15 protein-coding genes are annotated in these 14,300 nt (G+C 71.3%); 13 read left to right on the top strand and 2 right to left on the bottom strand.

Annotated features, from left to right (window positions below):
• Positions 1–11: 11 nt before the first annotated feature.
• From ASF89_RS09130 to rbfA, 3 genes are all read left to right on the top strand, one after another.
• On the top strand, positions 12–314 hold the full coding sequence (locus tag ASF89_RS09130) for a YlxR family protein (RefSeq protein WP_082475116.1): 303 nt from the start codon (positions 12–14) through the stop codon (positions 312–314).
• A gap of 75 nt (positions 315–389) precedes the next feature.
• Positions 390–3,173 carry a translation initiation factor IF-2 gene (infB, locus tag ASF89_RS09125; RefSeq protein WP_055814016.1) on the top strand — a complete coding sequence of 928 codons (2,784 nt, stop codon included), beginning with the start codon at positions 390–392 and terminating at the stop codon, positions 3,171–3,173.
• Positions 3,174–3,272: 99 nt separating this feature from the next.
• A complete protein-coding gene (gene rbfA / locus ASF89_RS09120; protein WP_055814013.1) occupies positions 3,273–3,815 on the top strand; it encodes a 30S ribosome-binding factor RbfA in 543 nt (180 codons plus the stop codon).
• Here rbfA and ASF89_RS09115 read toward each other — a convergent pair.
• The gene (locus tag ASF89_RS09115) at positions 3,812–4,681 is read right to left on the bottom strand and encodes an A/G-specific adenine glycosylase (RefSeq protein WP_055814010.1); all 870 of its coding nucleotides are present in this window, start codon (positions 4,679–4,681) and stop codon (positions 3,812–3,814) included. The genes rbfA and ASF89_RS09115 overlap by 4 nt on opposite strands.
• 85 nt (positions 4,682–4,766) lie before the next feature.
• Here ASF89_RS09115 and ASF89_RS09110 point away from each other — a divergent pair, with 85 nt between their 5' ends.
• From ASF89_RS09110 to ASF89_RS09070, 9 genes are all read left to right on the top strand, one after another.
• Entirely contained in the window at positions 4,767–5,327 is a 561-nt protein-coding gene (locus ASF89_RS09110) for a hypothetical protein (RefSeq protein ID WP_055814007.1), read from the top strand.
• Between the two features lie 43 nt (positions 5,328–5,370).
• On the top strand, positions 5,371–6,273 hold the full coding sequence (gene truB / locus ASF89_RS09105) for a tRNA pseudouridine(55) synthase TruB (protein WP_055796841.1): 903 nt from the start codon (positions 5,371–5,373) through the stop codon (positions 6,271–6,273).
• Positions 6,270–6,638: a hypothetical protein gene (locus ASF89_RS09100; protein ID WP_055796845.1), complete on the top strand. Its 369-nt coding sequence runs from the start codon at positions 6,270–6,272 to the stop codon at positions 6,636–6,638. Before truB ends, ASF89_RS09100 begins: the two co-directional genes overlap by 4 nt.
• 58 nt (positions 6,639–6,696) lie before the next feature.
• Positions 6,697–7,116, top strand: a complete 420-nt coding sequence (locus ASF89_RS09095) for a hypothetical protein (RefSeq protein ID WP_055814004.1) — start codon at positions 6,697–6,699, stop codon at positions 7,114–7,116.
• Entirely contained in the window at positions 7,116–8,060 is a 945-nt protein-coding gene (locus tag ASF89_RS09090) for a bifunctional riboflavin kinase/FAD synthetase (protein ID WP_055814001.1), read from the top strand. The genes ASF89_RS09095 and ASF89_RS09090 overlap by 1 nt, the downstream gene beginning before the upstream one ends.
• Positions 8,061–8,190: 130 nt before the next feature.
• The gene (locus ASF89_RS09085; RefSeq protein WP_055798367.1) at positions 8,191–9,711 is read left to right on the top strand and encodes an SDR family oxidoreductase; all 1,521 of its coding nucleotides are present in this window, start codon (positions 8,191–8,193) and stop codon (positions 9,709–9,711) included.
• A 78-nt stretch (positions 9,712–9,789) separates the two neighbouring features.
• Entirely contained in the window at positions 9,790–10,374 is a 585-nt protein-coding gene (locus ASF89_RS09080) for a GDSL-type esterase/lipase family protein (protein WP_055813998.1), read from the top strand.
• 69 nt (positions 10,375–10,443) lie between these two features.
• On the top strand, positions 10,444–10,809 hold the full coding sequence (locus tag ASF89_RS09075; protein ID WP_055796856.1) for a DUF6804 family protein: 366 nt from the start codon (positions 10,444–10,446) through the stop codon (positions 10,807–10,809).
• A 113-nt stretch (positions 10,810–10,922) separates the two neighbouring features.
• Positions 10,923–12,554, top strand: coding sequence for a stealth conserved region 3 domain-containing protein (locus ASF89_RS09070; protein ID WP_082475117.1), 1,632 nt, complete (start codon positions 10,923–10,925; stop codon positions 12,552–12,554).
• Between the two features lie 44 nt (positions 12,555–12,598).
• Here the strand turns inward: ASF89_RS09070 and ASF89_RS09065 are convergent, their stop codons facing one another.
• Positions 12,599–13,075: an NUDIX domain-containing protein gene (locus tag ASF89_RS09065; RefSeq protein ID WP_055813995.1), complete on the bottom strand. Its 477-nt coding sequence runs from the start codon at positions 13,073–13,075 to the stop codon at positions 12,599–12,601.
• A 38-nt stretch (positions 13,076–13,113) separates the two neighbouring features.
• Here ASF89_RS09065 and ASF89_RS09060 point away from each other — a divergent pair, with 38 nt between their 5' ends.
• Positions 13,114–13,941, top strand: a complete 828-nt coding sequence (locus ASF89_RS09060) for an oxygenase MpaB family protein (RefSeq protein ID WP_055813992.1) — start codon at positions 13,114–13,116, stop codon at positions 13,939–13,941.
• The last annotated feature ends 359 nt before the right edge of the window (positions 13,942–14,300 follow it).

The following is a 14,300-nucleotide window of genomic DNA, read 5'->3' as shown; positions in this document are numbered from 1 at the left end:
GAGGGGGTAAGGTGGAACCCGTCAGAACGTGCATCGGTACTCGAGCGCGCGCTCCGCGATCCTCACTCGTGAGGGTCGTCGCCCGAAACGGACATCTCGTGGTCGACCAGACCGCGACGCTTCCCGGGCGGGGTGCGTGGTTGACGCCGTCGATCGACGCGTTCGAGTCGGCAGCGAAGCGCAGGGCCTTCCGCCGTGCGCTCCGCCTCGACTCAGAACCCGACGTCGACGAGCTCCGCGCCTATTTCATGCGGATCACCCCTGCACGACCAGTAGCCACGACAGAACAGGCTGAACGGCACATGGACAACTAATGAGCGGCTCGAAATGAGACCCGTCCAGAACTGAAGGCCCCTCCCGTCTCGGGAAGGGCCCGAGACAGGAGAACTGTGGCTAAACCACGCGTACACGAGATCGCCAGCGAGCTGGGGATCGACAGCAAGACCGCACTCGAGAAACTGAAGGAGATGGGCGAGTTCGTCAAGGGACCGTCCTCCAGCGTCGAGCCCCCCGTGGCTCGCAAGCTGCGCCAGGCCTTCGCCGGCGCCGCGAAGCCCGCGGCCGCTCCGGCCGCTCCGGCCGCCGCCCCCAAGACGCCGGCCTCATCGGCGCCCAAGCCCGGCGGACCCCGCCCGGCCGCGCCCAAGCCCCCCGTCGCCGAGCCGGAGCCCGCGCCCGTCGTGGCGAGCGAGCCCGACGCCGAGGCCGCTCCCGCCCCCGTGGCGCCCCTGACGGTCGCCGAGCGTCAGGCCCAGGCCGAGGCGCAGCGCGCCGCCGCCGCTGCGGCGAAGGACGACACCACTGCTCCGGCCGCCGACGCCGCCACCCCCGGTGCCGCGGGTCCGAAGCCCGGCGGCCCGCGCCCCGGTGCTCCCCGCCCCGGCAACAACCCCTTCGCCAGCAACCAGGGCATGGGGCGACCCAGTGCTCCGCGTCCCGGCGGATCCGGTGCGGCCAGCAGCATGCCGCGTCCCGGTGGAGCAGCGGGCCCCCGCCCCATGGCTCCCCGTCCCGGCGCACCCCGCCCCGGCGCCCCGCGCCCCGGTGTCGGCGCCAGCCCCCGTCCCAACGGCTTCGGCCAGCGTCCCGCCGGCGCGGGTGCCCGTCCCGGCGGCGCCGGCGGCGGGTTCCAGCGTCCCGGCGGCGGCGCCCCCGGTGCTGCCGGCGGATTCCGCCCCGGCTTCGGCCCGCCCCGTCCCGCCGGTGGCGGTGGCGGTCGCGGTCGTGGCCCCGGCGGCGGCACGGCCGGTGCCTTCGGTCGCGGTGGCGGCAAGAGCAAGGCCCGCAAGTCGAAGCGCACGAAGAGGGCCGAGTTCGAGATGCGGTCGGCTCCGTCGCTGGGTGGCGTCAGCGTCCCCCGCGGCGACGGCAGCACGATCGTCCGTCTCCGCCGCGGTGCCTCGATCAGCGACTTCGCCGACAAGATCGACGCCAGCCCCGGCAACCTGGTGACCGTCCTCTTCCACCTCGGTGAGATGGCGACGGCGACCGAGTCGCTCGACGAGGCGACCTTCCAGGTCCTCGGCGAGGAGCTGGGCTACAACATCCAGGTCGTCTCCCCGGAGGATGAAGACAAGGAGCTCCTCGAGGGCTTCGACATCGACCTCGAGCAGGAGCTCGAGGACGAGGACGAGTCCGTCCTGCAGATCCGTCCCCCGGTCGTCACGGTCATGGGACACGTCGATCACGGTAAGACGCGACTCCTCGACGCGATCCGCAACGCCAACGTCGTCGCCGGCGAGGCGGGCGGGATCACGCAGCACATCGGTGCGTACCAGGTGTGGGCGCCGCACGAGGGCGTCGAGCGCGCCATCACCTTCATCGACACACCCGGTCACGAGGCGTTCACCGCCATGCGTGCCCGTGGTGCGCAGGTGACCGACATCGCGATCCTCGTCGTCGCGGCCGACGACGGCATCATGCCGCAGACGGTCGAGGCGCTGAACCACGCCCAGGCGGCCGGCGTGCCGATCGTGGTCGCGGTCAACAAGATCGACAAAGAGGGTGCGAACCCGGCGAAGGTGCGCCAGCAGCTCACCGAATACGGCCTCGTCGCCGAGGAGTACGGCGGAGACGTCATGTTCGTCGACGTGTCAGCGCGCGACAACAAGAACATCGACGCGCTGCTCGAGGCGGTCCTCCTCACGGCGGACGCCGGTCTCGACCTGCGGGCGAACCCCGACAAGGACGCCCGAGGCGTCGCGATCGAGGCTCGTCTCGACAAGGGACGCGGTGCCGTCGCGACGGTGCTCATCCAGTCGGGAACCCTCCGCGTCGGAGACGCCATCGTCGCCGGGACGGCCTACGGCCGCGTCCGAGCGATGATGGACGAGAACGGCGAGGCCGTGCTCGAGGCCTACCCCAGCCGCCCCGTGCTGGTCCAGGGTCTGTCGAGCGTCCCGCGAGCCGGCGACACCTTCCTCGTCACCGAGGAGGACCGCACGGCCCGCCAGATCGCCGAGAAGCGCGAGGCCGTCGAGCGCAACGCGTCGCTGGCCAAGGCCCGCAAGCGCATCTCGCTCGAGGACTTCACCCGTGCACTCGAAGAGGGCAAGGTCGAAGCGCTCAACATCATCATCAAGGGTGACGTGTCGGGTGCCGTCGAGGCGCTCGAGGAGTCGCTGCTCAAGATCGAGGTGGACGACAGCGTGCAGCTGCGCATCATCCACCGCGGTGTGGGTGCGGTGACCGAGAGCGACGTGAACCTGGCGACGGTGGACAACGCCGTCATCATCGGGTTCAACGTCCGTCCTGACACGAAGGCCCGTGAGCGCGCCGCTCGCGAAGGCGTCGACGTCCGCTTCTACTCGGTCATCTACGCGGCTCTCGAGGACATCGAGAACTCGCTGAAGGGCATGCTCAAGCCCGAGTTCGAAGAGAAGCAGTCCGGTGTCGCCGAGATCCGCGAGATCTTCCGCTCGTCGAAGGTCGGCAACATCGCCGGTGTCATCGTCCGCTCCGGAACGATCACGAGGAACGCCCGGGCCCGGGTCATCCGCGAGGGCGTCGTCGTCGGCGACAACCTGGCGATCGACTCGCTCCGCCGCTTCAAGGACGACGTCACCGAGGTGCGGACGGACTTCGAGGCCGGTATCGGTCTCGGCAAGTTCAACGACATCCAGATCGGCGACGAGATCGAGACCATCGAGATGGTCGAGAAGCCGCGGGTCTGATCCCGCGTCGTCGCAGTACACGAGGCCCCGCTCCGACTACGGTCGGGGCGGGGCCTCACCCCTCTCGCCACCCCGGCGAACAGCACGAAGGAGCGAACAATGGTTGACGCGCAACGCGCCCGCAAGATGGCGGACCGCATCCAGGAGATCGTGGCGCGGCGTCTCGAACGCGGCATCAGAGATCCCCGTCTCGGATTCGTCACGATCACCGACGTCAAGGTGACCGGCGACCTCCAGCACGCCTCGATCTTCTACACGGTCTACGGCACGGACGAGGAGCGCCGCGACACCGGCGCAGCCCTCAAGTCCGCGACCGGCATGCTCCGCAGCGAGGTCGGCAAGAACATCACCGCCCGGCTGACCCCGAGTCTCGAGTTCATCCTCGACGCCCTGCCCGAGAACGCCGCCTCGATCGACCGACTCCTGCAGGAGGCGCGACAGCGCGATCACGAGAGCCAGACGATGGCCTCGTCCGCCGAGTTCGCCGGCGAGGCGGACCCGTACGTCAAGCCCCGGGATCTCGACGCCGACGATCTGGACGATGAGGATCTGGACGGGGACGACCCCCGCGACGAGCACCCTGCGGTCGACGCGGCGAGTTCGGGCGACGACCTCGCGGAGCCGGACGGCTCGACCCGCTAGTCGGGAAGGCGGTAGCCCTCGTCGGGCGAACCTGCGGCGAGACCGTCGCGGAGGAGCCCGGCGAGGGCTCTGTCGCGCTGGAGCGGCTCCGGCCAGACGGCGTCGATCTCCTTCTTCGTCACGGGTACGTCGCTCGCGCGCAGCTCGGCCATGATGAGCCCCCTGACCTGCCGATCGGATCCGGCGAATCGCGCCTGACCAGGGAGGCGCGGGCCGACATGGGCCGGACGGCCCGCTGCCACCCAGGCGCACTGTGCGAGCAGAGGGCACGCGTCGCACGAGGGGGAGCGGGCGGTGCAGACGAGTGCCCCGAGCTCCATGACTCCTGCGCTGGCGACCCGCGCCTCCTCGGCGTCGTCGGGAAGCTGGCTCTCCATCAGCGGCAGGTCCCGGGAGGCCTTGGGCGCCCAGGGTTCGGCGAGTCCCTCGACCGCTCGGGCGAGGACTCGTCGGACGTTCGTGTCGACGACGGGGTGCCGGTGGCCGTACGCGAACACGGCGACCGCCCGCGCCGTGTAATCGCCGACGCCCGGCAGGGCGAGCAGCGACGGGACGTCCTCGGGGACGACGCCGCCGTGGCGCTCGGTGATCGCCACGGCCGCCGCGTGAAGCGCCAGCGCCCGACGGGGGTAGCCGAGGCGATCCCAGGCCCGCACCGCCTCCGACGCGGGGGAGGCCGCGAGGTCCGCCGGCCGGGGCCAGCGGTCGAGCCATCGTTCGAGACGCGGGACCACGCGCACCACGGGCGTCTGCTGCAGCATGACCTCGCTGACCAGCGTGCCCCAGGCCGGGAACCCCGGCCGGCGCCACGGCAGATCGCGCCCGTTGACGGTGAACCAGTCGCTGACGGCGGGGGAGATGCTCACCCGCCGAGCCTAGGGGCCTCGGGGCTGCCGCAGCCTGCGCGCCGCCGCCGGGGGCGCTGTCGGGGGTGCGGCGTAGCGTGGGGGCATGACGACGAGATGGGCTCCGGCCAAGAGGGACACGCTCCGCGAACTGGCGAACGAGATCGGGCACAACTACGGCCGCGGCCGCGTCATCGTCGCGGTCGACGGTCCTCCGGGCGGCTCCGTGGCGACCGCCGGCCTGGCGGACGACCTGGCGGACGCGCTGCTCGAGTCCGGCCTGACGGCGTTCCGCGCGTCGGTGTCGGCGTTCTCCCGCCGCCCGGAGGGTGCGGGGCGCGACGCCGCGCCCGAGCTGGACGAGAGCGTGTTCCGCCGAGTCCTCATCGAGCCCTTCCGCCTCGGGGGCAGCACGGGATGGGTCGAGGCGGCCTACGACGCCGAGGCCGACCGCCCCGTCGAGTCGAGCTGGGTGACGGGTCCGGCCGACGCCGTCCTCCTCGTCGACGGGTCGGATCTGAGCCGTGCCGGGCTCGCGGGCATCTGGCATTACCGCGTGTGGGTGTCGGCCGACGACGACCGCCCCGCCGCCCGGGCGACGGCGTCGGCCGTCATCGACGGCACGGACCCCGAGCACCCGCGCCGGCGATTCGACGACGCGTGCTGAGGGCCGCGCGGCTCCCGGGCCCGCTCACCTGCGATAACGTCGTCTGGTGAACAGCGGCATCCTCCTCGTCGACAAGCCGCAGGGCATCACCAGCCACGATGCGGTCGCCCGGGTCCGCCGTGCGGCGGGGACGCGCAAGGTCGGCCACGCCGGCACCCTCGACCCCCTGGCCACCGGTCTCCTCGTGCTCGGTCTGAACTCGTCCACGCGCCTCCTGACCTTCCTCGTCGGGCTCGACAAGGGCTACGACGCGACGATCCGGCTCGGGGTCTCGACCACGTCCGACGACAGCGACGGCGACGTCATAGAGCGGGTGTCGGCGGCGGACGTCGACGACGCCGCAGTCGATGCGGGCGTCGCCGCGCTCACCGGTCCGATCAGCCAGGTGCCGACCACCGTCAGCGCCATCAAGGTGGGCGGACGACGGGCCTACGATCTCGCCCGTGAGGGCGTCGAGGTCGAACTGACGGCCCGCGACGTCACGATCACGGAGTTCGCCGTGCTCGACCGCCGCGAGAGCGTCGTCGACGGGCTCCTCGTCCGCGACCTCGACGTGCGCGTCTCGTGCACCTCGGGGACGTACGTCAGAGCCCTGGCTCGCGACCTTGGCGCGGCGTTGGGGGTCGGCGGGCACCTGACGGCCCTCCGGCGCACCCGGGTCGGGCCGTTCGACGTGAGGAGCGCCTCCGTCCTCGAGGGCATCGACGTCGCCCCGGCGCTCATCCCCCCGGCCGCCGTGGCCGAGACGCTGTTCCCGGTCTGGCGGATGACGGCGGGCGAGACCGTCGACCTCGGACACGGCAAGCGCGTCGCGGTGGAGCGCGCCGACACCGAGGGTCCCCTCGCGGCGCTCACTCCCGCCGGCGCTCTCGCCGGGCTGGTTTCGGTCCGCGGCGGTCGGGCCAAGCCCATCGTGAACTTCCCGACCGACGAGGTCGTCTCGTGATCGAGTGGTTCACCTGGCTGCAGGTCGTCGTCGCCTGCCTCGCCGGCATCGTGTGCCTCGTGGCGGGGCTGGCCGGCAGGCTGCCCAACGACGTCACCGTCGGGGCCGCCGCCGTCGTGCTGGTCCTGCTCCTCGTGCAGCTCGTCGTGGCGATCGTCGCGCCCTTCGCGGGCAACGATCCGACCGGCAACGTCGTCGAGTTCTACATCTACCTGATCTCCGCCATCCTGCTGCCGCCGCTCGCGGTCGTCTGGGCGCTGGTCGACAGGTCCCGCTGGAGCAACGTGGTGCTCTCGGCCGCGGTCTTCGCCGTCGCGGTCATGGTCTACCGGATGCTGCAGATCTGGACGGTGCAGACCGCATGACCCACCGCCTCCCCGCACGGTCGTCGACCGGCGCCCCCGCGTCATATCCTTGGTCGTGATGGACACTCAGAAGTCAACGCGTGCGGTCGGGGTCGGCCGCGTCCTCATCGCCGTCTACGCCGTGCTCGCTCTCGCCGCCACCGGTCGATCGGTCTTCCAGATCCTCGAGCAGTTCTCCGAGGCTCCGCTGGCCTACACGCTGAGCGCCCTCGCGGCCGTGGTCTACATCGTCGCCACGGTCTCGCTCATCAAGCGGGGTCGGGCCTCGTACGCGGTCGCCTGGGCCACGATCTCGTTCGAGCTGGCCGGTGTGCTGATCGTCGGCCTGCTCACGACCCTCGACCCCCAGCTGTTCCCCGACGACACCGTGTGGTCGTTCTTCGGCCGGGGCTACGGCTTCATCCCGCTCATCCTGCCCGTGCTCGGGATGGTGTGGCTGGCACGGACGCGTCCGCGTTCCGACGACATCGCGCGCTGATGGAGTTCTACGAATCGGTGGCGGACGTCCCGGCCGGGTTCGGCCCCAGCGCGGTCACGATCGGCAAGTTCGACGGCGTCCACGTGGGCCATCGCGCCGTGATCGACCTGCTGGAGGAGGTCGCCGCCGCCGAGGGGCTGACGGCCACGGTCGTCACCTTCGACCGGCACCCCCTCGCCGTGCTGCGACCCGACCGGGTTCCGACGGCCCTGGTGAGCAACCGGCAGAAGCGCGAACTGCTGGAGGCCGCGGGGGTCGCCGCGACGTTGATGCTGCCCTTCGACGAAGAACTGCGCGCGCTCACCCCCGAGCAGTTCGTCGACCGCATCCTGGCAGGCGCGTTGCATGCCCGGGTGGTCTTCGTCGGGGATGACTTCCGGTTCGGCGTCCGGGGGAGCGGGTCGGTGGCGACTCTCCGCGACCTGGGCGCCTCGCGCGGATTCCGAGTGGTGTCCATCGACGACGTCCGTCCCGCCGGCGGGCGCCGCGCCTCCTCGACCTGGATCCGCGAGCTGCTCGACTCGGGCCGCGTGGGCGAGGCCGCGGACCTCCTCGGGCGGGAACCCACGGTGAGGGGGATCGTGGTGAAGGGTGAGCAGCGCGGGCGCGAGCTGGGGTTCCCCACGGCGAATCTCGCGCCCTTCAGCGAGGGCTTCGTGCCCGCCGACGGCGTCTACGCCGCCCGTGTCCTCGTCGACGGCGTCAGCTACCCCGCAGCCGTGTCGGTCGGGAACAATCCGACGTTCGAGGGGGTCCCGGCGAAGCAGGTCGAGGCGCACCTGCTCGACGTGACCATGGACCTCTACGGCCGCGAGGTCACGGTGCAGTTCGTCGACTGGGTTCGGGGCAACGTGCGCTTCGACGGGCTCGAGGCGCTCATCGAGCACATCGCGGCCGACGTCCGTCGGACGCGGGAGATCCTCGGCGTGCCCGCGCCCGCCTGACGTTCGGCCGGGCGGGTCCCGACGAGACCGGCTGGGTGTCGGGGGTCCGGCGTACGGTGGGCGCGTGCCCCCCGAGAATTCGAACCCCCAGAATCCGCTCGACAGCGACGCGACCCCGATCGAGGGGGGCGTGTCCGGCAGGCGGGTGCTCGTGACGGGCGCAACCGGCTACATCGGGGGTCGTCTCGCCCCCCGACTGGTCGAGGCGGGGGCCGACGTCCGGGTCCTCGTGCGCTCGCCCGAGAAGCTGGTCGACGTCCCCTGGGCGCAGAACGTCGAGGTGCTCCCCGGCGATCTGACCGATCCCGAGACCGTCGGGCCCGCGATGGCGGGTGTCGACGTCGTCTACTACCTGGCGCACGCGATGGGCGGCAAGGGCGACTTCGGCGATGCCGAGGCCCGAGCGGCCCACACGGTCGCCGACGCGGCGTCGGCCGCCGGTGTCCGGCGCATCGTCTACCTGGGGGGTCTGCATCCGGACGGCGAGCTGTCGAAGCACCTGCAGTCCCGCAAGGACGTCGGTGACATCCTCCTCGCCAGCGGGGTCCCCACCGTGGCGCTGCAGGCCGGGGTGGTCATCGGCTCGGGGTCCGCGTCGTTCGAGATGATCCGTCACCTGACCGACGTCCTGCCCTACATGCCGGCCCCGAAGTGGGTGCGCAACCGGATCCAGCCGATCGCGGTGCGCGACGTGCTGCACTACCTGCTCGGGGCGGCGGACGTGCCCGCCGACGTCAATCGGACCTTCGACATCGGGGGACCGGATGTCCTGCGGTACGGGCAGATGATGAACGGCTACGCGCTCGAGGCGGGGCTGAAGCAGCGGCCGATCGCGTCGCTCCCCGTGTTCACGCCCTGGCTCGCCTCGCAGTGGGTCAATCTCGTGACGCCCGTGCCGCGGGCGCTCGCCGTGCCGATCATCGCGTCGCTGCAGTACGACTGCGTCGTGCATGAGCACGACATCGATCAGCACATCGCTCCACCGGCGAGCGGCCTGCTCCGCTACCGGACCGCCGTCCGGCTGGCCCTCCAGAAGGAGAAGGACGGCGACGTCGAGACGAGCTGGCAGGACAGCAGCGTCTCCGGTGCCCCGAGCGACCTGCTGCCGAGCGATCCCGACTGGTCGGGTCACACCGTCTACACCGACGATCGCGAGACCGAGACGAGCGCCCCGCCGGCGGAGCTCTGGCGTGTCGTCGAGAGCATCGGCGGCGAGAACGGCTGGTACTCGTTCCCTCTGGCCTGGGCGGCCCGGGGATGGATGGACCGCCTCGTCGGCGGGGTCGGTCTGCGTCGTGGGCGGCGCAGCCAGACGACGCTCCGCGTCGGCGACGCCCTCGACTGGTGGCGCGTCGAGAGGATCGAGCACGGCACCCTCCTGCGTCTCCGAGCGGAGATGAAGGTCCCGGGAGGCGCGTGGCTCGACATGACCGTCACACCCGTCGAGGGCGGCGGCTCGCATTATCGACAGCGCGCGGTGTTCTTCCCGCAGGGGCTCGGGGGCCGTCTCTACTGGTTCGCCATCCTCCCGTTCCACGGGGTGATCTTCTCCGGCATGCTCAAACGCATCACCGCGACGGCCGAGCGGGACGCGGCGCACCGGGTCGTCGCACCATCGGGAGCACCGGCCGACGCCACGGACGCGGCATGACCCTGACGTGCCTCCTTGTCGGTTCCCAGCGCGTGCTGACAGCATGGTGCGACAACGCTGTGAAGAAGGAGGTCGACCATGTCGAAGAATGAGACCGTGGTGTTCGTCGGCGACGACGTGACCCGTGCCGGGGACTGGGCCGCCTGGTTCCCCGAAGACGACGTCGTCAACCTGGGCGTCGACGGCGACACGACGGCCACGCTGGCCGAACGCGTGGACGCCGTGGTGGCGGCTCGTCCCGATTCGGTCGTGCTGCTCATCGGGACGAACGACTTCACGGGCCGTCGGTCGGTCGAGCAGGTCGTGCGCGGGGTCGAGAGCCTCCTCGTGACCATGCGCCGCGAGCTGCCGGGGACCCGTCTGCTGCTGCAGTCCATCCTGCCCCGGGGTGCGGAGCTCGCTCCGCGCATCCGCGATGCGAACCGCCACCTGCGCCAGTTCTCGTCGACCGTCCGCGCGCAGTACCTCGACCTCTGGCCGGCCCTGGCCGACGAGTCGGGCGATGCCATCCGACCCGAGTTCGTCGACGAGCAGGGTCGCCTCAGTGCCGAGGGATACGAGGCCTGGCTGACCGAACTGCGTCCGGGCCTCGAGCGCCTCCGGGACGAGCCGCCCATGAGCCGTCCCCTGAGCGTGCTCAACGTCCCCTACGACATCGACTGAGGCCGGCGCCGGCGGGCCGATAAACTCGGGCGGTACCGCCGTCGGCGGTCGATCGAGAGGTTCCCAGACGTGCCAACGCCCACCGCCCCCGCCTACACCCGTCCCGCTCTGGCCCCCGGTCTCCTCGGGGCCGTGGCTCTCATCGTCGGTGTCGTGCTCATTGACTCGGGGCTGTTCATCGGGTTCCGGTACGTCGTGTCGATCCTGGCGCTCATCATGCTCGTTTTCGCCGTCCGCGGCCGGGCATGGTGGGCGACCCCACTGCTCGCCGCCGTCGCCGTCATCTGGAACCCCGTCGTGGTCATCCCCATCGAGGGGCAGCCCTGGGCGGCACTCCAGTTCGTGGCCGCTGCCGTCTTCATCGCCGTGGGGATCCTCGTCAAGGTGCCCACGGACGAGGCCTCCGTGCCGTCCTCGCGGGCCGGTCGACGCTGAGACCTTCCCGCGTCGGCGGCGGCGATCGGCGCAGAGACGCCGCTACCGCTAAAATCAAATGTTCCCCAGTGTGAAGCGGCCTACCCGAGGCCCGCACGGAAGGTTGAGTCTGAATGGTCACCGAGATCACCGGTACGACGGAGAGCCCTCTGCTGACCCCTCGTACCCGATCCGGTGGTCTCGATCGCGATGACGTCGTGCTCCGCAAGGGGCAGTTCACCCTGCTGAACGGGCATCTGACTCCCCAGCAGTCCATGATCGAGGACCTGCTCTACCTGCGCCGCGTCCTCGACGAGTCGGACATCCCGTACCTCCTCGTCCGAGGGAACGACATCCGTCCGGTGATCGCCGTCGACATCGTCCACCGCGAGGCCTTCGTGGCCGCCATGGTCGCCGCCTCGGCGACGGAGCCGTTCTACGCGAAAGCAGGCAAAGGACGCGCGGTCCTCGTGGTCGAGGGCGGCCTGGATGCCGAGAACGAGCGCATCTTCAAGATCTACCGGCCCCGGGTCGAGCCCATCGGGCGACTCCGGTACGGCGCCGGCACGGCCGTGCAGGTCGAGTTCTGGATCGTCACGGACGACGAGATCCTGGCTCCGACCGAGAACGCGCTCATGCGCACGGCGCTGCCCCGGGTCGAGGCCGTCGAGGACACCGTCGAGCGCTTCGGTCTCGAGTGGCCCACCCTCGCGCACATGTTCGACGATCACGCGACCGACATCACGTTCGACATCGACCTCATCTTCTCGTGGGTCGACGGCAACTCGGTCGAGTACCAGCGTGCTCGGGCGGCACAGGCCAAGCGCCACGTCGTCGGCGAGGGCGACGACGCCGCCGCCAGGTTCCGTCAGATCGACGAGCTGAAGTACGCGCTCCGATCGGTCTACATGTTCGCGCCGTGGGTGCGGAACATCTACATCGCCACCGACTCGCCGGTGCCCGAGTGGCTCGGCGACCACCCCCGCGTCCGCGTGGTGCGCAGCGAGGAGTTCTTCTCCGACCTCTCGTACCTGCCGACCCACAACTCGCAGGCCGTCGAATCGCAGCTGCACCACATCGAGGGGCTGAGCGAGCACTTCCTGTACTCGAACGACGACATGTTCTTCGGCCGGCCCGTCGCACCGTCGATGTTCTTCTCACCGGGTTCCGTCACGAAGTTCATCGAGGCGGACACCCGCATCGGTCTCGGCCTGAACAACCCGGAGCGCAGCGGCTTCGAGAACGCCGCCCGGGTCAACCGGCGCCTGCTCCAGCAGCGCTTCGGACGCGTGACGACGCGGCACCTCGAGCACACGGCGGCTCCGCTCCGGCGCAGCGTCATGTACGAGCTCGAGCACGAGTTCGCCGACGAGTTCTCGGCCACGGCCGCCAGCCCGTTCCGGGCGAAGGAGAACATCTCGGTCACGAACTCGCTGTACCACTACTACTCGCTCATGACCGGTCGTGCGATCGTGCAGGAGAACGCGCGGGTCAGCTACGTCGACACCACGATGGTGTCGGGGCTCGCCTCGCTCTCCGAGCTGTTGAAGAAGCGCTCCTACGACTTCTTCTGCCTCAACGACGGCAGCTTCCCCGAGGTCAGCGACGACGAGCGCACGGCCACGGTGACCGACTTCCTCGAGCGGTACTACCCGTTCCCGGCACCCTGGGAGCAGGCCGAGATGGACCGGGTCGCCCGCGAGAGCGCGGAGCAGGACCGCCGGGCGCTCCGGGCCGGCGGGCCCCAGGGCAGCATCGAGGGCTAGACGGCGGCGGGTCGGCGGACCCTCGCGCGCCTCCTCGGCTCCGGTCAGTCGGCGGCGGTCCCGAAGCGGGCGGCCGACTCGTCGGACAGAGCCGCGTCGATTCGCCGCCGCATCTCGTCGCCCAGCGGCGGCAGCGAGTCCAGGGCGAACCAGCGCGCCTCGGTGTTCTCGCCATCGGCCGGGTGCGGGTCGCCCGCGCGGTAGCTCATGACGAACGTGTGATCGATGTACTGGGCACGATCGCCGTTGCCGTACACGATCTCGTCGGTCACACCCACAGCGGCGAGTCGGGAGGCGACGGCGACGACCCCGGCCTCCTCGAGGGTCTCGCGGGCAGCGGCATCAGCGGGGTGCTCGCCGGGGTCGATGATGCCGGTGACCGGGGTCCAGGCGCCCGTGTCCGCTCGTCGCACCAGGAGGAGGTCGTCGCCCCGCACGACGACGGCGGTGACGCCGCTCAACCAGAGGCGCTCGGTGCCGATCTTCTCGCGGAGGGACAGGACGAATTCGGGCGTCGACATGGAGGAACCCTACCGAGGCCGGGCCGTAGGCTGACCGGATGAGGCTTCCGTGGACACTGCGCGGTTCCGACGTGCGGGGCATCTCCGACATGGCGGGGGAGTCGGTGCTCCTCGCCGGAGGCGGCCGGGCGATCCTGCTGCAGCTGGCCCACCCCGCCGTGGGGCACGGCGTCGCGGACCACAGCGACTTCGCCGACCGACCGCTCTCGAGATTGCACGGCACGATGACGTATCTCTACGCGATCGTCTTCGGGACGCCCGCCGAGCGTGCGCACGTCCGGCGCGAGGTCGGGCGCGCGCATCGGCCGGTGCGATCCGGGCCCGACGCCGACATCGTCTACGACGCCTTCGACCCCGAGCTGCAGCTCTGGGTCGCAGCCACGTTGTACGACTCGGCGATGACCGTGTTCGAACGCGTCCACGGCCCGCTTCCCGGCCCCGTCGCCGACGCCCTCTATCAGGAGTACGCCGTGGTCGGAACGGCCCTGCAGATGCCCCGCGAGCTGTGGCCCGCCGACCGGGCGGCCTTCGGGCGCTACTGGGACCATTCGCTCGCCACCCTCGTCGTCGACGATGCGACGCGCTCGGTCGCGCAGCGGCTGCTGCACCCGGCAGCGGCACCGTGGTGGCTGCGCGCCGTCATGCCCGTCGCCCGCCTGGTCACCGCGGGGTCCCTCCCGCCGGAGGTGCGTCGGCAGTTCGAGTTGCCGTGGGACGCCCGGGCGGCCCGACGCTACGACCTGGTCATGGCCGTCGCTGCGGCCGTCGTGCCGCATCTGCCGGCGCGGCTGCGTCATGTGCTGCGCGATGGGTACCTGCGGCGGATGCGCGTCTCCATGGCCTCGGATCCGGCGCGCGCCGCCTGACCACCAGCCGGCCGTGCGCAAGAGGCCCATGGGCTCTCGCCGGCCGCCGCGGGGTGGCTGCCTCGCGCCGGCCGCTGCGTGTCGGCTGTGGCTCGCGCCAGCCGCTGCGGGCCGGCTGCCTCGCGCCGGCCGCTGCGGGCTGGCTGCTTCGCGCCGGCCGCTGCGGGCTGGCTGCTTCGCGCCGGCCGCTTCGGGTCGGCCGGCTCCAGCCCGACGGTCCTGAGCCGGCCCAGGGCCGACCCGACCCGCGCCGCGCCGCGCCGGCAACCTCGTGCCGACCCGGAGAGGCAGCCGCCGACGCCTCAGGCTCGACTCGACCGCGGGTCCGCCCCGTCCCGCGGCGCGGTTTCGCCTCGTCT

The sequence above is a fragment of the Frigoribacterium sp. Leaf172 genome, assembly GCF_001424285.1.
Taxonomy (GTDB): domain Bacteria; phylum Actinomycetota; class Actinomycetes; order Actinomycetales; family Microbacteriaceae; genus Frigoribacterium.
Note: the sequence above shows the minus strand (reverse complement) of the source record. Positions and strands in the feature narration are given on the sequence as shown.